The organism is Floridaenema flaviceps BLCC-F50 (assembly GCF_041929275.2).
GTDB lineage: Bacteria > Cyanobacteriota > Cyanobacteriia > Cyanobacteriales > Aerosakkonemataceae > Floridanema > Floridanema flaviceps.
This window is the reverse complement of record NZ_JBHFNR020000002.1, coordinates 1,380,266-1,399,786: the sequence shown is the minus strand read 5'-3', so window position 1 is coordinate 1,399,786 and position 19,521 is coordinate 1,380,266. Positions and strand designations below refer to the sequence as shown.

General features: G+C 41.7%; 15 protein-coding genes and 2 pseudogenes. 14 read left to right on the top strand and 3 right to left on the bottom strand.

From position 1 onward, the window contains the following. The first annotated feature begins 45 nt into the window (after nucleotides 1–45). The 12 genes and pseudogenes from ACE1CI_RS26320 (at nucleotide 46) to ACE1CI_RS26265 (ending at nucleotide 11,453) form a co-directional block, all read left to right on the top strand. The gene (locus ACE1CI_RS26320; protein ID WP_413264158.1) at nucleotides 46–531 is read left to right on the top strand and encodes a hypothetical protein; all 486 of its coding nucleotides are present in this window, start codon (nucleotides 46–48) and stop codon (nucleotides 529–531) included. A 175-nt stretch (nucleotides 532–706) separates the two neighbouring features. Then, on the top strand, nucleotides 707–1,189 hold the full coding sequence (locus ACE1CI_RS26315; RefSeq protein ID WP_413264185.1) for a flavin reductase family protein: 483 nt from the start codon (nucleotides 707–709) through the stop codon (nucleotides 1,187–1,189). A gap of 186 nt (nucleotides 1,190–1,375) precedes the next feature. Further along, nucleotides 1,376–1,924 (top strand): annotated as a pseudogene (locus tag ACE1CI_RS26310) (nuclease/transposase family protein); the annotation flags it as partial. 600 nt (nucleotides 1,925–2,524) lie between these two features. After that, entirely contained in the window at nucleotides 2,525–4,336 is a 1,812-nt protein-coding gene (gene ltrA, locus ACE1CI_RS26305; RefSeq protein WP_496615598.1) for a group II intron reverse transcriptase/maturase, read from the top strand. 94 nt (nucleotides 4,337–4,430) lie between these two features. Continuing rightward, nucleotides 4,431–5,060 (top strand): annotated as a pseudogene (locus ACE1CI_RS26300) (RNA-guided endonuclease InsQ/TnpB family protein); the annotation flags it as partial. 164 nt (nucleotides 5,061–5,224) lie between these two features. Continuing rightward, nucleotides 5,225–5,578 (top strand): phenylpyruvate tautomerase MIF-related protein, encoded by a 354-nt coding sequence (locus ACE1CI_RS26295; RefSeq protein ID WP_413265255.1) that lies wholly within the window; start codon nucleotides 5,225–5,227, stop codon nucleotides 5,576–5,578. Nucleotides 5,579–5,753: 175 nt separating this feature from the next. Continuing rightward, nucleotides 5,754–6,284, top strand: coding sequence for a pantetheine-phosphate adenylyltransferase (gene coaD / locus ACE1CI_RS26290; RefSeq protein ID WP_413265257.1), 531 nt, complete (start codon nucleotides 5,754–5,756; stop codon nucleotides 6,282–6,284). Further along, entirely contained in the window at nucleotides 6,218–6,904 is a 687-nt protein-coding gene (locus tag ACE1CI_RS26285) for a DivIVA domain-containing protein (protein WP_413265254.1), read from the top strand. Before coaD ends, ACE1CI_RS26285 begins: the two co-directional genes overlap by 67 nt. A 195-nt stretch (nucleotides 6,905–7,099) precedes the next feature. Beyond that, a complete protein-coding gene (locus ACE1CI_RS26280) occupies nucleotides 7,100–8,416 on the top strand; it encodes a lipid-A-disaccharide synthase-related protein (RefSeq protein WP_413265253.1) in 1,317 nt (438 codons plus the stop codon). Between the two features lie 185 nt (nucleotides 8,417–8,601). Further along, complete coding sequence (gene lgt / locus ACE1CI_RS26275; RefSeq protein ID WP_413265252.1) at nucleotides 8,602–9,501, top strand: prolipoprotein diacylglyceryl transferase; 900 nt, start codon at nucleotides 8,602–8,604, stop codon at nucleotides 9,499–9,501. Between the two features lie 47 nt (nucleotides 9,502–9,548). Continuing rightward, complete coding sequence (locus ACE1CI_RS26270) at nucleotides 9,549–10,316, top strand: proteasome-type protease (RefSeq protein ID WP_413265251.1); 768 nt, start codon at nucleotides 9,549–9,551, stop codon at nucleotides 10,314–10,316. Between the two features lie 75 nt (nucleotides 10,317–10,391). After that, entirely contained in the window at nucleotides 10,392–11,453 is a 1,062-nt protein-coding gene (locus tag ACE1CI_RS26265; protein ID WP_413265250.1) for a J domain-containing protein, read from the top strand. A gap of 143 nt (nucleotides 11,454–11,596) precedes the next feature. On the opposite strand, the gene ACE1CI_RS26260 is transcribed toward ACE1CI_RS26265, so the two are convergent. From ACE1CI_RS26260 to ACE1CI_RS26250, 3 genes are all read right to left on the bottom strand, one after another. Continuing rightward, the gene (locus ACE1CI_RS26260) at nucleotides 11,597–12,454 is read right to left on the bottom strand and encodes a transglutaminase family protein (protein WP_413265249.1); all 858 of its coding nucleotides are present in this window, start codon (nucleotides 12,452–12,454) and stop codon (nucleotides 11,597–11,599) included. A gap of 16 nt (nucleotides 12,455–12,470) precedes the next feature. Next, nucleotides 12,471–13,475, bottom strand: coding sequence for an alpha-E domain-containing protein (locus tag ACE1CI_RS26255; RefSeq protein WP_413265248.1), 1,005 nt, complete (start codon nucleotides 13,473–13,475; stop codon nucleotides 12,471–12,473). 184 nt (nucleotides 13,476–13,659) lie between these two features. Further along, a complete protein-coding gene (locus ACE1CI_RS26250) occupies nucleotides 13,660–15,090 on the bottom strand; it encodes a circularly permuted type 2 ATP-grasp protein (RefSeq protein WP_413265247.1) in 1,431 nt (476 codons plus the stop codon). Nucleotides 15,091–15,401: 311 nt separating this feature from the next. Between ACE1CI_RS26250 and ACE1CI_RS26245 the strand changes: the two genes are divergently transcribed. Further along, entirely contained in the window at nucleotides 15,402–18,359 is a 2,958-nt protein-coding gene (locus tag ACE1CI_RS26245; protein WP_413265246.1) for a glycerol-3-phosphate acyltransferase, read from the top strand. Nucleotides 18,360–18,385: 26 nt separating this feature from the next. Next, a complete protein-coding gene (locus ACE1CI_RS26240; RefSeq protein WP_413265245.1) occupies nucleotides 18,386–19,501 on the top strand; it encodes a class I SAM-dependent methyltransferase in 1,116 nt (371 codons plus the stop codon). Nucleotides 19,502–19,521: the final 20 nt, after the last annotated feature.

Sequence of the window (19,521 nt, the reverse complement as noted above, 5' to 3'; positions counted from 1 at the left end):
TAAAAACGAATTCCAAAATTAACTTCTAAAAAACTGGAGTAGTTTATGAAGAACATTGCAGCCTTGGCTTTAGTTGGTTTAACAGTTAGTTCTTTAGGAATTGGCAGTACAATTGTTAAAGAAAACGCGATCGCACAAGAACAACCCAGCATCCAACAACCAAGTTCACAACCCAGCATTCGCAGCGTTAATCCTAACGTTGCCCTTGATGGAAATTGGCGATTACAATGGCGGTTAAGTGGCATTAACCATCAAGCTAGACTTTCAATGGATGGCAATTTCGGCACAATGACAGTGAATGCCAGAATGCCTAATGGAAATTTAATAGCTGCGGAAGAAAGAATGACACTGACACCAACGCAAAATGGCTTTATATTGCAGGGGAGTAACCCAACTTACCCTGGAAGCAGAAGACCAGTTCCTAACTATAATGCTGACACATTTCGCATTCAACCAGTAGGACGGAATCAATTAAGAGTGACAAATTGTAGCAGTGGTTCCTGTGTACCCGTTAGTATGAGAAAATACTAAGGCTAGAAAAATTGCTGATTGTTTGTGTTGAATAAAATCTGCACTACAGATGTAGAGACGTTTCATGAAACGTCTCTACATTTGATTTAGGGAACACAGATTTATCAATAAAGGAAGAGGCAGGGGGTGAAAAAGCTTGATAAACTGAGCGTTGTAGAATTTCGAGGTGAAACCATTGTTAGACGAACAGGCAAAAAAGACGGTACTGCGGATGATTCCTCATGGCATCTACGTTTGCGGCGTTAAAGAAGGTGAAGAGGTTAACGGTTTCACTGCTAGCTGGGTAATGCAAGCTTCTTTTGTGCCCCCATTGGTAGTAAACTGCGTCAAGCAAGATTCTAAATCCCACGCCATGATTAAAGCTAGTGGCGTGTTTACCCTCAGCGTTTTGGAAGCAGGACAAAAAGAGTTAGCACAGAAATTTTTTAAACCCCAGCGACGGGTGGGTGATAAATTTGAAGATGTCGAATTTTATCTGGGACAAGAAACAGGTTGTCCGATTATTTCCGACGCATTGGGTTATGTAGAGTGTAAAGTCGTCGGTGCAGTGGAACAAGGAGATCACACCGTTTATGTTGGCGAAGTGATTGGTGCAGGTGTGCATCGGGAGGGAAGTCCCCTGTTGCTGGAAAGCACTGGTTGGCAGTACGGTGGTTAGAAAATTTTGAGTTTTAAGTTTTGAGTTTTGAGTTGTGAAGGCAATTAAGTTAACACTCATAACTAACTCTGTCACCAGAAAACGAGCGGGAAGCCCCTGGCTTTAGACATGGGGAGGAACGCGATTAGCGGTTTTAACCGCAGTCAAGTTTTGTGATCTACTCATATTTGTGAGTTTGTTGAGGTTATGGAACAAGTATTGACGCTAGTTGTAAGACTTGATGTATCCGAAGAACAACATAAATTGTTGGCGGATACATCAAATGCTTTTGCGTCAGCTTGCAACTGGATTAACGAAACAGTTAATCCAAACCTAACCAACAGAAACTCGATTCAAGCAGTTTGCTACCGAGATGTAAAGACAAAGTTTGGATTAACGGCAAACCACGTAGTTAGAGCTTGTGCCAGGGTAGGAGCAAATAGACTAACAGCCAAGCAAAAAGGCAGGAAAATTAAGGGTTTTAAACCCACCAGTTTTGATTGTGATGCTCGAACATTCCGTTTTATCGAAAAAGATTGGAGTGTAAGTGTTAGCACAATTGGTAAAAGAGCTACCATCCCATTAAAAGCAAGCAATTATCATCGTGGTAAGTTAACAGGACAAGAGCCAACATCGGCCCAAGTTTGTTTGCACAAAGATGGTAAATGGTATGTCCATATCCAGCTAAAATCAGAATCTCCAGAACCATTAAAAACAAATAATGTGATTGGGGTTGATTTTGGAAGAAGGGATATTGTGCGATTCGTTGACTAGAAACCAGTTCATACCAAGGATTCGGGGGATTAGTCGCTAGGTTAATTATACCTTGACAACTTGATAGACATGAAGGTGAGAGGAAGTATCCTAGAAAACTCAAGTCCTTTCCCACAGGTGCAGTGGTGAAAGCACTTCCCCTACGGTAGCGACTAGCCATCAATCCGTAAAGCGGGGATGAAAGGAGGTAAAACTGACAGCCTAAGTTGGTTCCCTTCGAGCAAGAACCCATGAGTAACATAAGGTGAAGACACGGTAAACATCGTCAGGCTGTAACCAGCGAAATAAGGCTTATGCGCTGGAGCCAAAAGGCAAAGGATAAGGGAAATGGCAGTGATATCCTGACCATTATGCACTTCCAATAAACCCGGTGTACAGTGTCACTCTAAAGGTTCAAACAATGTCTATCAGGAACGAAGTAACCTCTCGTATGCTCTCAGGATGGTCGATTTCCTGAGTAGGTGCTAACCGGATGCCGCGAGTAGGAAAGATAGAGTCAGAAGCGAACGCCTTGGGTAACTCTAAGGATATGCAGACAGACTCACGGTGAAATGGAAGATAGAGGTTCAAGTAGTAATGGAAATGTCAAAAGCACGGGGATTTTCTCCGATGATTGAATGGAAGGCGATACCTTGGCGCAAGCTGGAGCGTAAAGTCTTTAAATTACAAAAACGCATCTATCAAGCCTCTCAACGTGGCGATGTGAAGTTAGTTCGTGGACTCCAGAAGATACTGATGAAGTCCTGGTCAGCAAGAGCATTATCGGTTCGTAGAGTGTCCCAAGATAACCAAGGGAAAAAGACGGCAGGTGTGGATGGGCAGAAGAGTCTAACCCCAAAGCAACGTCTGACTCTAACAGGTGAATTAAAACTGGGGACTAAGGTCAGCCCGACCCGACGAGTATGGATTCCAAAACCGGGAACGGATGAGAAACGACCTCTAAGTATACCTACAATGAAAGACCGTGCCTTGCAAGCGATAGTCAAGCTGGCATTAGAGCCAGAATGGGAAGCGCGATTTGAACCGAATTCATACGGGTTCAGAACCGGACGCTCATGCCATGATGCGATAGAGGCAATTTACAAAAGTATCCACTGCAAGTCTAAATTTGTGCTGGATGCCGATATTGCCAAATGTTTTGACCGCATCGACCATAAGGCACTGCTCAACAAATTAAATACATTCCCCACCCTTCGCCGACAAATACGAGCGTGGTTAAAAGCGGGAGTGATGGATGATATACAGTACCTTGATACATCTGAGGGAACGCCGCAGGGGGGGGTCATATCTCCACTATTGGCAAATATCGCCCTTCACGGGATGGAAGAACGAGTAAAAGAATTTGCCGATACTTTACCCACCAGAGGTGGTTTTGGCAAAAGAGACAACCGAAAAGCTCTCAACCTTATTCGTTACGCCGATGACTTTGTGATTCTCCACGAAGACATAACCGTTGTCCAAAGATGCAGGGAAATTATCTCTGAATGGTTAAAAGGCATGGGACTGGAATTAAAGCCAAGCAAAACAAGGCTTGCCCACACCCTTAGTCAATGTGGGCAAGAGCAACCAGGATTCAACTTCCTCGGTTTTAATATACGTCAGTTTCCAGTGGGAAAATACCATACTGGGAAAACCTCAAGAGGAAACCGACCTCTAGGCTTTAAAACCATCATCACCCCAAGTAAAGAGAAGATTAAGGTACATTACAAAAAAATAGCAGAAGTAATTGAAGCCCATAAGACAGCACCTCAAGCGGCGCTCATCAGTCGAATAAACCCCATCATCAAGGGGTGGGCTAAATATTACTCAACCGTAGTAAGCAGTGAGGCATTTTCAGATTTAGACAACCTCGCCTACCTTAAACTTACCGCTTGGGCAAAACGCCGACACCCAAACAAATCATTAGGATGGGTGGCAAAGAAATATTGGCAAACAATAGGAGGCGTAAATTGGGTATTCGCAACCAGGTCAGAGGGTAAAAACCCAATGCGGTTACTAAAACATAGCGCCACCGAAATCAAGCGCCATGTAAAAGTTAAAGGCGAATCGTCACCATACGACGGAAACCTGGTTTACTGGAGTACAAGAATGGGAAACAGCCCTGAAATACCCAAGAGGGTTTCAACACTCTTGAAGAAACAGAAAGGGAAGTGTACCTGCTGTGGACTAACATTCCGAGAAGACGATGTAATGGAAGTTGACCATAGAATCCCCAAATCGCAAGGTGGAAAGGATTCATACGATAACTGGCAACTTCTACACAGACATTGCCACGACACAAAGACTACCAACGATAGTAGTCTGGGCAAAAAATCCGGTTGCAATAGTACCGAGCCTAAGCCCACCAGGAGACTTGAAAAAGTCGAGGATAAATGGGTAATGAGGTATGCGTGAAAAGCACCATATCACAGAGGAGCGGAATGAAGGGAAACTTTCACGTTCCGTTTTGAAGACCAGTGGGACTGGTGACAGTCTCACTGAGTTTAATGCTGTTACCAGTACAGGCAAATCTTGGTCAGGTAAACATATTCAAAGTGTGCGAGATAGATATAGTCGAGCAAGAACTTCTTTGCAGAAAAAAGCTTCCCAAGGCACAAGAACAACACGGCGTAGATGCCGTCAAATTCTGCAACGGTTATCGGGAAGAGAGAGAAGATATCAAGCTTGGCTAAACCATAACATCAGCAAGGTAATCATTTTAGAAGCTAGAGATACCCAATCCTTTGTAGCCATTGAAGATCTGACTGGGATTAGAGAAGATTTGAATGAGTTGCCAAGAAGTAAAACTGAACGCCGAAGAACTAATTCTTGGGCGTTTTATCAGTTAAGAACTTTCTTGGAATACAAAGGCATTAAAGAAGGGGTAAAAGTTATTGCTGTTAACCCTGCTTACACTTCTCAAACTTGCAACTGTTGCTTGCATATTGGAATCAGAACTGACAAAAAGTTCAAATGCAGCAACAAAGTTTGTGGTTGGATCGGGGATGCTGACGAGAACGGCTCTAAAATGATTGCGCTATTGGGGCGGAGTGTAAGTCTGCCTAGAGGCTCAGAATTACTATCTTGCGATATTAATTCTAGGGCTACTGAAAGCCCCGCGATTCCATCGCTGGGGTAACTTACCTTGTCTGAGCTTTGGTTGGTAGCTTAAAAAATTTTATTGCTGGTAGCGGCTCTATCATCTCTCAACTTTGGTAAAAAAGGGATGGATGGTAGAGTCGAATTTTAATATAAGATTTTAGTTTGTTCGATCGCTTAAATAACCCGTTTGAGATTTAAGTTATGCCTTTAATTAAAGTCCAAACTTCTGTAGCCGCACCAGAGAAAGCCAAAGTAGAATCCTTGCTCAAAACCCTCTCATCTGGATTAGCCAAACACTTGGGAAAACCAGAATCTTATGTAATGACGGCATTTGAACCAGATGTCGCCATGACTTTTGCTGGCACCACAGACCCCGTTTGCTACATTGAAATCAAAAGTATCGGTAACATGACTTCGGAACAGACAAAATCGATGAGCCAAGATTTTTGTCAGCAGATTAATCAAGCGCTGGGTGTACCAGCTAATCGCATCTACATTGAATTTGCCGATGCTAAAGCTGCCATGTGGGGTTGGAATAACTCGACATTCGGCTAATCACTTAGCTACATTGCCAAAGGAAATTAGAAACTAATTTTAGGCTCATCGCTAGAGGCGTGAATCCAGCTGGATGGGAAAAAATGCCCTCGCGAATTTTTTTCACTTATAGAACAACTCAGTTACCCCAGACTAGCTTATAATCTCGGTGAGTAATTCTGAAACCCCTTTGTTCGTGATTGCAATTTATCCCGGCAGCTTCGATCCAATAACCCTTGGACATCTGGATGTGATTTCCAGAGGCAGTAAGCTGTTTGAGCGAGTCATAGTAGCTGTGCTGCAAAATCCTAGCAAATCACCTCTGTTTACCATGCAAGAACGAATCGACCTCATTCAACAATCTATTAGCCACATTTCTAATGTGGAAGTAGATTCTTTTGATGGTCTGACTGTAAATTATGCCCAACTGCGAGGAGCTAGCGTTATTATCCGAGGTTTGCGGGTGCTTTCTGACTTTGAAAAGGAGTTACAAATGGCTCACACTAATAAAACTCTCTTTGAGGAAATCGAGACAGTTTTTTTGGCAACCTCGACAGAATATGGCTTTTTAAGCAGTAGCGTGGTAAAAGAGATAGCAAGATTTGGTGGCTCAGTCGATCATCTTGTCCCTAAGCACGTTGCTATTGATATATACAAAAAATGTTACGCCAAGATACATCCAGAACCGACCCCGACAGTGACGAACCCAACACCGAAGATCAATTAAACCAGCAGGGAACCACAGGTGTAGACATTCAACGAGAACTCAATCGCCTAGAGGAGATGATTCTCGATAGTCCGCGCATTCCCATGTCTCGGCGCACTTTGGTGGATGAGGAACAGTTGCTAGAACAATTAGATTTAGTGCGGCTGAATTTGCCAGCGGCTTTTGCGGAGGCGGAAACTATTGTCCGTCACAAAGACGAAATTATTTTGGCGGCAGAACAGTACGCTCAACAAATAGTGGAGGCTGCCGAACAACGTGCTACCCAAATTTTGGAGGAAAGCAGTGTTGTCAGACAGGCAAAGTCAGAAGCGCAGCAACTCTGGCAAACTGTGCAGCAGGAATGTCAGTCAGCACAAGAGCAAACTTTGGCTGAAATTGAAAGTATGTACCGACAAGCACAAGAGGAATTACAGGAGATACGTGCAAGAGCGATCGCAGAAGCCGAAGCAATTCAAAATGGTGCCGATGACTATGCTGACCAAGTTCTGTCTAATATTGAACAGAATATTGGCGAAATGTTGCGGATCATTCGTAACGGTAGACAACAATTGCAACCACCTCCTAATCTACCTCCTTCCTCTTCAACTCGGTCTTCTCCCATTCCACCGAAGAAGATTTGAGGCTCTCGGAGTCGGATCTAAAGAAGCTAAAGAAGCTAAAGGAGCTAAAGGAGATAATTACAAAACTCTCCTTACGAGAAACTTCCCAAACTCTCTCTAACTCAAAACTCTCCTTACGAGAAACTCAAAACTTTAATATTAACTCTGCTTTATGCTTTGATTGGGAACATTAATAGGGTGCGCGAAGGGATGGTGATGAGGTTACTTTGTTTGAGTAATGGTCATGGGGAAGATGCGATCGCAGCAAGAATCTGCCAACAATTACAACAACTTCCTTCTTCCCCGAAAATAGCAGCTTTGCCGATCGTCGGTGAGGGTCAAGCTTACATAGACCGGGGAATTCCGATTATTGCACCGACCCAAAAAATGCCCTCTGGTGGCTTTGTTTATATGGACTGGCGACAGTTGTGGGGCGATGTTCAGGGTGGTTTATTGCAACTGCTGTGGCAGCAATTTCAAGCGGTGAAAGCTTTTGCTCAACAAGGTGGGGCGATTATCGCCGTTGGTGATATTGTGCCGCTGTTTTTTGCTTGGTTGAGTGGCGCTCCTTATGTGTTTGTGGGTACGGCGAAATCGGAATATTATTTGCGAGATGAATGTAGAGACGTTGCCAGCAACGTCTCTGGGCGCAGTTTTAAACGGCGTTGGGAAGGTTGGTCTGGGTCGGTTTATTTGCCTTGGGAACGTTGGTTTATGAGTCATCCTCGCTGTAAGGCGGTGTTTCCAAGAGATACTTTAACGACTCAAGTTTTACAGCAATGGTCGATCCCAGCTTTTGATATGGGAAATCCGATGATGGATGAATTAGAATCTTTAACTCCTGAGTCGGTGTCTTTAGTGGGGGAAATAGAAAATTGGCAAGGTCGATCGCTTAGTGTTTGTCTTCTCCCAGGTTCTCGCACTCCTGAAGCTTACGAAAATTGGCAGCAAATTATAGAAGCTGTGGCAGGAATTGTGGATACTTTTCGCGATCGCACGGTGTTGTTTCTGGGGGCGATCGCTCCTAGTTTAAGTTTAGAACCATTAAAAGAAACCTTGGAAAGACTTGGCTGGCGATTGAGATCTGCTCAATTTTCCGCTGCCAAATTGCCAATTTCCGATCGGACAGCTTTAGTGTTTAGTCAAGGAAAATATCAGTTAATTTTGACGCAGAAAGCTTTTAATGATTGCTTGCAAGCTGCTGATTTTGCGATCGCAATGGCAGGAACAGCAACAGAACAATTTGTCGGTTTAGGTAAACCTGCAATTACAATTCCCGGAAAAGGCCCTCAATTTACCTACGCCTTCGCTGAAGCCCAAAGCCGTTTACTCGGCCCTTCTATATTATTAGTAGAAAAACCAAGACTGGTAGCTAAAAGCTTAAAGTATCTGCTGAAAAATCCCGATCGTCTCCAATTAATAGCCGCTAACGGCCCTCGTCGCATGGGAAAACCCGGTGCATCCCGTCGCATTGCTCAATGTTTACTGGAAAAATTAGGTTCGTTGTCCCCACTTGGGTGGGAACAGCGCTAAAGCGCAGACAACAAACCATGTTCCAAATTAGGTCTGTTGTCCCCACTCTCGCGTGGGAACAGCGCTAAAGCGCAGACAACGAACTTTTATTTTCCATCTTTGCCAAAGCAAACTAAAATCATTCTCGGAGTTGAAGTCACAGTGCTGATGTCAATTCTGAATTTAATTGTTTCTTAGGCCAACTTATGACCATAACATCTTGGCTACTGGATCTTCCCATCTTGCCCTTAGCATTTGAATTTGCTTCTCCAGGGCCAATAATCGTGAAAATAGGGCCATTGACTTTGCGCTGGTACGGTGTATTAATTGCTTCAGCAGTTTTGCTCGGAGTTGCTCTTTCCGGTTACTTAGCTAAACGTCGTCACCTCAACCCAGAAATTATCGGTGATTTAGCAATTTGGTTAGTGTTGGGGGCAATTCCTAGCGCTAGACTTTATTATGTGTTATTTGAGTGGCAACAATATGCTAACAATCCAGCAGATATCTTTGCTATTTGGAAAGGTGGAATTGCCATTCACGGTGCAATTTTAGGAGGACTTATCTCCGCTTTAATTTTTGCCAGAGTTCGTCAAGTTCCCTTCTGGCAATTAGCAGATATAGTCGCGCCTTCTTTAATTCTCGGTCAAGCCATTGGCAGATGGGGAAATTTCTTTAACTCAGAAGCTTTTGGTGCGCCAACAAATTTACCTTTAAAGTTATATATTCCTCCAGTACAACGTCCCATTGAATACGCCAATTTTGACTACTTTCATCCTACTTTTCTCTATGAATCTGTTTGGAATTTAATGGTTTTTAGCATTTTAATATTTTTGTTTTTTCGCGATCTTCAGGGAAAACCGCGTTTAAAATTGGGTACTATATTTTCAACTTACCTGATACTTTATAGTATCGGTCGGTTTTGGATTGAAGGGCTAAGAACTGATAGTCTAATGTTAGGGCCATTGCGAATAGCGCAAGTAGTTAGTTTAGTCGAAATTACTCTGGGTTTAGCTGGGTTGGCTTGGCTTTACTTGGTTAAACGTAAGTTGCCTGATGTGGTTTCAGCTAACAGAAATAATTTAGAATCAGACTCGGAAAATTACTAAACTCAGTATCAATAGATTTTCTTTCAATTAAGTTTACACGCACTCTCATGACTTATTGCCTTGGCATCATTACCAAATACGGGTTAGTTATGGCTGCTGACTCCCGAACTAATGCCGGAGTTGATTACATTTCTACTTACCAGAAACTTTTTGATTTTTCCCAACCGGGAGAAAGAGCAATTTTATTATGTAATTCTGGTAATTTGTCTTTTACTCAGGGTGTAATTACTTTGATTCGTAGAGATTTAAAAGCGCAGGAAGAATCAAATATTCACTCTTTGCCAAGTATGTATGAAGTTGCTCGTTACCTGGGCGACAAAATTCGCCAAATTCAAGAACAAGACCGCAGTTGGTTACAAAAGGATAATATTGATTACAAATGTAGCTTTCTTTTGGGTGGTCAAATTAAAGGCGAAGATATGGAACTTTATCATATCTATAGTCAAGGTAATTTTATTCAAGCTACTCCCGAAACGCCGTTTTTACAAATAGGAGAAACTAAGTACGGTAAACCAATTTTAGACCGGACTCTTAAGTATGATACTCCTTTGGAAGCTTGCGCGAAATGTGCGTTGCTTTCTATTGATTCCACGATGAAATCCAATATTTCTGTTGGCCCACCAATTAATATGATTATGTATGAAAGGGATAGTTTGGTGGTGGAAAATAAATTAATGTTACGTTTAGGAGATCCCTATTTAGTGAAAATTCGGAAATGGTGGGAAGAGTGTTTGCGAAATGCTTTCGATCGAATGCCGAGTATTGAATGGGAACATTATTCGCCAGAGTGTCAAGAAAATGTGGAACTAGATTAATTGGTCGATCGCACTTGAAAAATTAATCAAAAGAGTTAAAATCAACCTAGTAACTTTTGGGAGCATCGTTCCCTAATGCCACGCAAAAAATCACAACCCAAAAGCAAAACCCCTACCCCAACTTCCGCAGCATCAGCAACATTGGCGTTGTCGGAACTTCATTTTCAGGTTGATGCTTTAGAGCAAGAAAATCAGCGGTTGATGAAACAGATTAAGAAAAAGCGCACAGAGTTGAATAACTTTGTTGAGCAAATGCGATCGGTAGCTACACAGATGTTCCATCGAACTATTCCAATTATGAAACAGCTAACGGAGATCGATCGGCAAATTCATCAGCTATTCGATGAAGTTTTTCAGAGGAAGTTGGGAAAACAAAGTAAGCGAGAAATTGAAGGGGTTTATCAAACACTGCAAATGCAGGGGTTTATCAGTCCCAAATCATCAGAATCTCAGGATATGCCTGAATTAGATGAACTTTTTGGCGCAGCAGCAAAAGAAAAAGGAAAAAGACAAGGACAAAATGACTTTTCTGATGATTTTGCAGGTGGCGAAAGGCAAGAAGAACAACCTCCCTCTCCCCAAGCATCTGTCAAAACTGAAGATTCTAAAAAAATCAGACAAACCTTTTTGAGATTAGCAGAAATCTTTCATCCTGATAAAGTGACAGACAGCGAAACGCAAATGCGTCATACGGAAATTATGAAAGAGCTAAATAAAGCTTATCAAGAGGGAGATTTAGCGAAACTGTTAGAGATTGAAAAACAACATTTAGCTGGCGAGGATATCGCTAATTTCTCAGAAGATGATTTAACGCGAAAAATTCAAATTTTAATCCAGCAAAATTCCTTATTAAAAAAACAATATGAAAATCTAAAACGGGAATTAAGATTAGCCAAAAATACGCCGGAAGGGTCTTTAATTTCGGAATATCGACAGGCAGTTAAAATGGGAATCGATCCGATCGAACTTCTCTTGCGAGAGATGAAAGAAAAAGTCGAAATTAGTGAAGAGATTAGGGATTTTGTGAGAGATTTTCGGGATAAGAAAATCACAATTAAAGACTTTCTGGAAGGGCCGAGTTGCTTAGAAAAAATCGGTCAGTCTCTCCAAGATAAAATGATGGAAGAATTGTTTTAAATGGGAGTAATTAGGTTTTAAGTAGATAAATTAGGTCCGTTGTACCCACTTCAGTGGGTGTAGCGCTCAAGCGCTCACAACGAACCTAATTGGTTTGTTGTACCCACTTGAGTGGGTAGAGCGCTCAAGCGCTCACAACGTACCTAATTTTGGTTGAATTTAATGGAGATTTTGGGTGTCATGGAAAAGGGTGTTCCGGGTGGGGAAAAACTGCCGGAAATGGGTGCAGTGTAGTTGGGAAAGGCGCTGGCAACTAAGGGGATGTGTCGATCGCCAACTGCTAACCCATGCGTCGGATCGTAACCTCGCCAACCTGCTCCCGGCAAGTAAACTTCAACCCAAGCGTGTAAGTCTCTTTCTTTTTGATCTAAGTCTCCTTCTTGATAACCACTCACAAATCTTGCCGCTAAACCAACAGCACGACAAACTTCCATAAATAAAACCGCAAAGTCTCGACAAGAACCAGATTTTTGTTGCCAAGTAATTCCTGCTGGTAAAGGATCGCCTGTTTCTCTAATTACATATTGACAAGTTTCGTAAATTTGTTGATTCAGTTTACTTAAAAATGTAGTTGTTTGATGGGAACTCGCAACTAAAATTTCTTGCGCTAATTGGGTTGCTACTGGGTCTATATTTCCCGGATATTGTGTTTGCAAGTAAGGGGAAAGTTGCGCTAATAGCGATGCTGAATAATCAATTGGTAACTTTAAAGCGTAAGGTTCTAAAAGGTAATCAAAGGGATTTTTTCGGAAAGTTTCTACCTCTGAATTAACTTGTATTTTCAAAAATTCTGTGGGTTCGTTGAACCAAGTTTGCAATACCACATTGCCTTCCAAATCATCATTATAGCAAATTCCTGTTGGTTTTGGGTCAATTTCTAAGGAAAATTTGTGTACTTTTTGTGCCGCATCGCTTCGGGGAATTAATCTAATTGTGTGCGGTCTTAAAGTGACAGCTTGCTGATATTTGTAAGTGGTTGTATGGGCAATGTGGTAAAGCATCCTATCCTGATTCTATTTAAAATTGTTGTTGTAATTCTGCACTGCGAAACTTGGGTTCGGAACTCCTTTCATTAATTGGTTTTAGGGCAAAGAAGGTTTCAAAAATATCGTTGCCTACGCCATAAATTTCTTGCAGTAAGTGAGTGAGATATTCATGTAATCCGCTTTGAATTATATCTTCAATAGTCACATAATCTAATTCAGAACGCAAACGACCTAAAGAACGTTCAGCGGCATTTGTCCAATTACCTGAAGAAATTCCTGTGATGGCGTGAAGCGATCGCTCTCCATGAATTATACAAAACCGGATCGATCGGGGAAACTCCCGGTCTAAAATTAAAAAATCTGCAATACCAAAAGGCGTAATTCGATGTTGACCACGTTTCCGATACATCTCATAAGCACTCGCAGATCTCAGCAATGCCATCCACTGCAATTCATCCAAAGTACTACCTACATCTTTCACCGAAGGTAGTAACACAAAGTATTTTACATCCAAAATCCGCGCCGTCTTATCTGCACGTTCTAAAAATCTGCCAATTCTGCCAAAATGCCACCCTTCATTGTGACTCATCGTAGCATCAGTCACCCCAGCAAATAAATGGCTAGCCATTTTTACTTCCGAAAAAAACTTCTCAGCATCAAAGCTTTCTTGCTGTTGATAAGCATCTTGCACCATGAAGTAAAAAGAGTTGACTTGTTCCCACATTTCCGAAGAAATAATCTCTCGAATTGAACGAGCATTTTCTCTTGCTGCTCGTAAACAAGAAAGAATAGAATTAGGATATTCGCTATCAAATGTGAGAAACTGAATTACACTTTCTGCTGTAGCTTTGCCATATTTTTCTTGAAATTTCGGCAAGTCTCCAGTTATGGTAATTAATGGTTCCCACTGTTGGGTTATTCCTGTGGAAGAATCCAAAATCAATTTTAAATTCACATCAATGAATCGGGCAATATTTTCTGCCCTTTCCACATAACGATTTAACCAGTAAATAGCATCAGCAACGCGACTTAACATAGTTTGGTAGTTGGTAGTTGGTAGTTGGTAATTGGGGGGACTGGGGATTGGGTACTGGGTACTGGGGACTGGGGACAAGGGGACAAGGGGACAAGGGGACAAGGGGAAATTTTTTCCTTCTGCCTTTCTTCTTTCCTTCTGCCTTCTGCCTCCTGCCTTCTGCCTTCTGCCTTCTGCCTTTCTTTTAACAGAGTACCCAGGTATCTTTACTGCCGCCACCTTGGGAGGAGTTAACTACTAAAGATCCTTTTTTCAAAGCGACTCTAGTTAAACCACCGGGATGAACATAGATGTCTTTGCCATATAAAATGTAGGGGCGTAAATCTACGTGACATCCGGTAAATTTTTTGTCTACAATTGTGGGAACTCTTGATAAGCAAATTGTAGGTTGGGCGATGTAATTTCGGGGGTTTGCTTTGATTTTTTCGGCAAATTCTTGCCTTTGTTCTAGGGTGGATTGAGTACCGACTAACATTCCATAACCGCCTGATTCGTTAGCAGCTTTGACTACTAAACTTTCTAGATTTGCTAATACATGACTGATGTCTTTTTCGCGCCAACAAAGATAGGTGGGGACGTTTTGTAAAATGGGGTCTTCTTGGAGATAATAACGAATCATTTCTGGGACATAAGCATAGATGACTTTATCATCAGCTACTCCGGTTCCTAGTGCATTGGCGATCGCCACTCTCCCCGCACGATAAACTTCCATTAATCCCGGTACACCTAAAGTAGAATCTCGCCGGAAAGTTAAGGGATCGATAAAGTCATCATCGATGCGTCGATACACCACATCAACTCTTTTTAAACCCTTAGTAGTTCGCATTTGTAAATAACCATCAACGACTACTAAATCCCTGCCTTCCACTAATTCCACACCCATTTGTTGCGCTAAAAAAGAATGTTCAAAATAGGCAGAATTGTAAGTTCCCGGAGTTAACACTACTACCGTTGGATTCGGTAAACTTTCCGGGGCTAAATTCAATAAAGTATCTAACAAATGACTGGGATAATCATCCACAGGTCTAATTCCCATTGTCTCGAAAACTTTGGGGAAAGCAGACTTCATTACCCGCCGATTTTCCAAAACATAAGAAATTCCCGAAGGACAACGCAAATTATCTTCTAAAACGTACCATTGTCCATCTTTATCTCTGACTAAATCTGTACCAGTAATATGGCACCAAATTCCCCCAGGCGGTTTTAATCCAATACAAGGTTTCAGCAATCCTTTGGATGTGTTAATTACTTCAGCAGGAATCACGCCATCATTGATGATTTTTTGCGCGTCGTAAACATCAGCAATAAAGCAATTGAGTGCATAAATCCGTTGCTTCAATCCCGCTTCTAAAACTTGCCATTCCTGAGCAGAAACAATTCGGGGAATCACATCAAAAGGAAAGATTCTTTCCGTACCTTGATTATCACTATAGACATTAAATGTAGCTCCCAATTTAAACAAAGCTTGCTGTGCTACTTCTTGTCTTCGTAAAATCTCATCTGGTGGTAGAGAATTAATCCTTTCTATTAACGGAATCACCTCCGGGCGTGGTTGGTTTTTGGCAATAAACAATTCATCGTGAAAATCCCCTGGTTCGTAATGCTCAAAATTCATAATCTATTCAGTAGTTTGTTGTTAATTTTTAACTGTCCCCGCCTAAAAAGCGTCCTTTTCTTCCCAGTACCGAGTCGTAGGGGCGATTCATGAATCGCCCCTACCCCAGTCCCCTAATATATTGTTGCTGGTTTGCCCCACAATTAGTATACAGCGATACATTTTTCTCAGGTAAATGTAACATTTTGCTACTTAGTGACTGACCATTTCAGCTTAAGGTCAGAAACGCCAAGATTAGATTATGTTAAAAATGTCTTAGCTTTCTCTAACTGTTGTACCTTGCTGCTTTGGCAATTTAAGGATTTTTGGGAATGACACTGACGCAAGTTTGGGGTGTGCTGTTAATTTTCGTCCTTTGTCCCTTGTTGGGGGGAGTACCCCTTATTGCTTGGATTACTTATGCACTCACGGGACGGAACTTGGCGAGACTGGGTACGGGAAATATTGGCGTACAAGCAGCTTTTTATCACGGGGGAACTGTTGTTGGAGTTTTAGCAGTTCTTTCGGAAGCTTTTAAGGGAATTTTTGCTGTGGTGTTGGCGCGGCTTTTTTTTGCACCGGAAATTTTTGCTAAAGCATCAATGGGATTTTTTGCTTTTTGGCAGGAATTTTTTCAGACCTACCCATCAGAGTGGGAAGTAATTGCTTTAATTGCTTTAGTATTAGGACGTTATGGGATTGGGAAAGGCGCGGGAACTACTAATGTTGTTTGGGGTTTTATTGTCCATGATTGGTTAGTATCTTTTTTAGTGTTTGTCATTGGGGGAATTAGCTTTACAATTATTCGGGAAAGAAAAGCGGGGAAACTTAGTGTTTTGGTTTTACTGCCTTTGCTGGTAATTTTGTTGTATCCCCAGGATCAACCGCGAATTATGGCAACGATCGCACTAGCTATAACGATCGGTTGGATCTATCAGAAACTCCCTGACGATTTAGACCTTCCGACTTCGGAAGGAAGACCTGATTCTCAAAAAGTGTTTCGCTTTTTTCGAGGCGACCGATCGATGATTTCTTTAGACCAAAAACTAAATGCGGCAAAAGTTGGACAAAAAGCTGCCACTTTATCCCAATTAAAACGCTGGGGTTATGCGGTTCCTGATGGTTGGGTATTGTTACCAGGAGACGATCCTGAAGTAATAGTTGATACGCTGCAACCAAGTTTAGAAAAACCTTTAGTTGTGCGTTCTTCTGCTATTGGTGAAGATTCGGAAACTGCTTCAGCAGCAGGACAATATGACACAATTTTAAATGTTAGCGATCGCACCACCCTAAGACAAGCAATTATTAGTTGTCAAACTTCTTACGATCGACAAAGCGCAGTGCAATATCGCTTAGACCGAAATTTGCCGGAAGCAGCAATGGCGGTGTTAATTCAAAAACAAGTGCGCGGCGCTTTTTCCGGTGTTGCTTTTAGTCGCGATCCGATCGCGCGATCGGGTAATGATATTATCATCGAAGCTTTACCAGGTGGTGCTTCGCAAGTAGTTTCAGGACAAATTACGCCGGAACAATATCGCGTCACAATTAGCGATTTAGCAACCGCACAAAACTCGGATTTATCATCGATTCCCGTCCAAGGAGAGGGAGACGTTCCATTAGGATTAATTCGCCAAGTGGCAATTTTAGCCAGAGAATTAGAGAATCGTTATCACGGGATTCCCCAAGATATTGAATGGAGTTACGATGGCGATCGCTTATGGCTCTTACAATCTCGCCCCATTACTACTTTAGCGCCAATTTGGACAAGAAAAATTGCCGCCGAAGTGATTCCCGGATTAATTCGCCCCTTAACTTGGTCGATTAATCGTCCCCTAACTTGTGGCGTTTGGGGAGAAATTTTTACCATAGTTTTGGGCGCAAGATCTCAAGGATTAGACTTTAACGAAACTGCGACTTTGCACTATTCCCGCGCTTACTTTAACGCTTCACTTTTAGGGCAGATTTTTCTTAGAATGGGTTTACCGCCTGAAAGTTTGGAGTTTCTAACTAGAGGGGCGAAATTTAGCAAACCGCCTTTAAGTTCCACCTTGCGAAATGTGCCAGGTTTACTCAAATTATGGGGAAGGGAAAGAGCTTTAGAGGTGGATTTTGCCAAGGACGATCGCCAACACTTCACCCCTGGTTTAACTAGGTTGAAAAATCCCGAAAGTTCCCCTGACTCGCAAGCTTTGTTAAACCGGATAAAATTTATTTTGGAATTACAACGCAAAGCAACTTATTATAGTATACTTGCTCCATTAAGTTTCGCCCTCAGAAAAGGAATTTTCCGGGTAACAGATGCCGAATTAAATACAGGAAAAACGCCGGAAGTTGGTTCTTTACGAACTTTGAGTGCACTCGCTGCGATCGCCAGAAAATTACTAATTAATCAAGGCATTAACCCGGAGGAAACTTCCAATATATTCACCGTTTTAGCAACAACTGAAGCTGGACAAGGAGTTTTACAAGAATTTGAGCAAATCTTGCAAAAATATGGTTATTTAAGTGATGTCGCCACAGATATTGCTGTTCCGACTTGGAAAGAAGAACCAAATCATGTCAGAGAAATTTTCGCTCAATTTATTGTTAATCCACCGCCAGCAGTAAGCTTACCAAAAAATCAAAATTGGCAAGCAAAATTAGTGCAACGTCGGTTAAATTTAAAAGGCAGAGTTACGGAAATATACAGCCAATTGTTAGCTCAATTAAGATGGAGTTTCCTAGAATTAGAAAAAATCTGGTTGTCATCAGGGTTACTTAAAGAAGCAGGTGATATATTTTTCTTGGAATTGTCTGAAATTGAGTGGATTATTAATGGTAAAGACCAAGAGTTACTCAATCAAGTAACTCAGTTGATTGAAAAAAGGCGATCGCAATTATCCCAAAATCAACAATTAGAAACAACACCCTTTGTCGTGTACGGAAATGCACCAGCTATGACGATTCTCAAAACTGCTTCCTTACTACCAACAGAACTTTTACAAGGAATAGGTGCAAGCGCCGGACAAGCAGAAGGAAGAGTCAAAGTGCTGCGAAATTTGCAATCTGTACCGGAAATTAATCGTGAAACTATACTCGTTGTGCCCTATACTGACTCTGGTTGGGCACCACTTTTAGCTAGGGCGGGTGGACTAATTGCCGAAGTAGGAGGGCGTTTATCTCATGGTGCGATCGTCGCTCGTGAATATGGTATCCCAGCGATCATGGATGTGCAAGATGCGACTCGTCTGTTAAAAGATGGTCAGCTAGTGCGAATTGACGGTCAACTCGGAACTGTGGAAATCTTATAATCTAGATTTAGCATTTTTAATTAATCATGGCTAACGATAACATATCCCTGCAAAAAACTTTACCAACAACTTCAGTAAGTGACTCAAAAACGGAAACCGAATTAACGGTAAAAGACCCAAATATTTTAAAACAAGCATTATTAGAAAAAGTCAAAAGTCTCATGAGTGTTCGCGGGGAAATTGCATTACCCTGTGTGCCAACAATGTTAGATGAATACTTACAGTTAGTGCAGAATTTACTCAAAACATTAGGGCAAAATTTAACAGGAGAAAATTATGATAATTTAAAACAATTAATTATTAAAGGTTTGGCAGAAGGATATAAACTTTCACCCCACGCACGTTTATTAGTGAGCTTTTTACCTGCGGAAGAAGCCAAAGGATTGGCAAGTGGGATTACAATTAATACCAAAGTTTTAGTAGAATCAGTTGCCGATAAATATCAAAAATGGCCGGAAATTCGCCCAGAACCTTTATTTGGGAGTCATCCTGATGCTAAAATAATGGCAATTGCTGCCCAAATAGGCGAGCCAAAAACTACGACAATTTTAGATATTGGTGCGGGAACAGGTCGCAATACTATTCCATTAGCAAAGTTAGGTCATCCAGTAGATGCGATCGAACTTACACCCGCATTTGTGGAAAAATTGACCGCAGAAGTAAACAACCAAAATTTGCCAGTAAAAGTGTTTCAAGGAGATATCTTAGAACCACTTTTAAGAATGAAGGTAGCACATTATAAATTAGCGATCGCCTCAGAAGTATTATCCCATTTCCGTTACACAGATCAAGTCCGCTTATTCTTCGCCAAAATGTGCGACACTTTACGCAGTGGCGGGTTACTTTTATTCAGCGTCTTTTTAGCAGTTGATGATTATGAACCAGATAACTTTGTTAAAGAAATGTCCGAAGTTTCCTGGTCTTATATTATCACCAGAAAAGAACTACAAACAGCAATGGAAGACTTACCATTAGAGCTTGTTTCCGATGAATCAGTAATAGAATACGAACAAAAACACTTACCCCCTGAAGCATGGCCTCCAACTACTTGGTATGTTAATTGGGCAATGGGACGCGATTTATTTCCTATTAGTAAAAACCCACCAATGGAACTTCGTTGGATACTTTTAAAAAGGATTTGAGGGAAGGCAATTTAGAGCAA

Bases quoted from the DNA above. Each gene is read 5' to 3' on its own strand.
- ACE1CI_RS26255 (WP_413265248.1), bottom strand. From the start codon at position 13,475: ATGTTAAGTCGCGTTGCTGATGCTATTTACTGGTTAAATCGTTATGTG.
- ACE1CI_RS26245 (WP_413265246.1), top strand. From the start codon at position 15,402: ATGACACTGACGCAAGTTTGGGGTGTGCTGTTAATTTTCGTCCTTTGT.
- ACE1CI_RS26265 (WP_413265250.1), top strand. From the start codon at position 10,392: ATGCCACGCAAAAAATCACAACCCAAAAGCAAAACCCCTACCCCAACT.
- ACE1CI_RS26250 (WP_413265247.1), bottom strand. From the start codon at position 15,090: ATGAATTTTGAGCATTACGAACCAGGGGATTTTCACGATGAATTGTTT.
- ACE1CI_RS26285 (WP_413265254.1), top strand. From the start codon at position 6,218: ATGTTACGCCAAGATACATCCAGAACCGACCCCGACAGTGACGAACCC.
- ACE1CI_RS26240 (WP_413265245.1), top strand. From the start codon at position 18,386: ATGGCTAACGATAACATATCCCTGCAAAAAACTTTACCAACAACTTCA.
- lgt (WP_413265252.1), top strand. From the start codon at position 8,602: ATGACCATAACATCTTGGCTACTGGATCTTCCCATCTTGCCCTTAGCA.
- ACE1CI_RS26295 (WP_413265255.1), top strand. From the start codon at position 5,225: ATGCCTTTAATTAAAGTCCAAACTTCTGTAGCCGCACCAGAGAAAGCC.
- ACE1CI_RS26320 (WP_413264158.1), top strand. From the start codon at position 46: ATGAAGAACATTGCAGCCTTGGCTTTAGTTGGTTTAACAGTTAGTTCT.
- ACE1CI_RS26260 (WP_413265249.1), bottom strand. From the start codon at position 12,454: ATGCTTTACCACATTGCCCATACAACCACTTACAAATATCAGCAAGCT.
- ACE1CI_RS26270 (WP_413265251.1), top strand. From the start codon at position 9,549: ATGACTTATTGCCTTGGCATCATTACCAAATACGGGTTAGTTATGGCT.
- ACE1CI_RS26280 (WP_413265253.1), top strand. From the start codon at position 7,100: ATGAGGTTACTTTGTTTGAGTAATGGTCATGGGGAAGATGCGATCGCA.
- ltrA (WP_496615598.1), top strand. From the start codon at position 2,525: ATGTCAAAAGCACGGGGATTTTCTCCGATGATTGAATGGAAGGCGATA.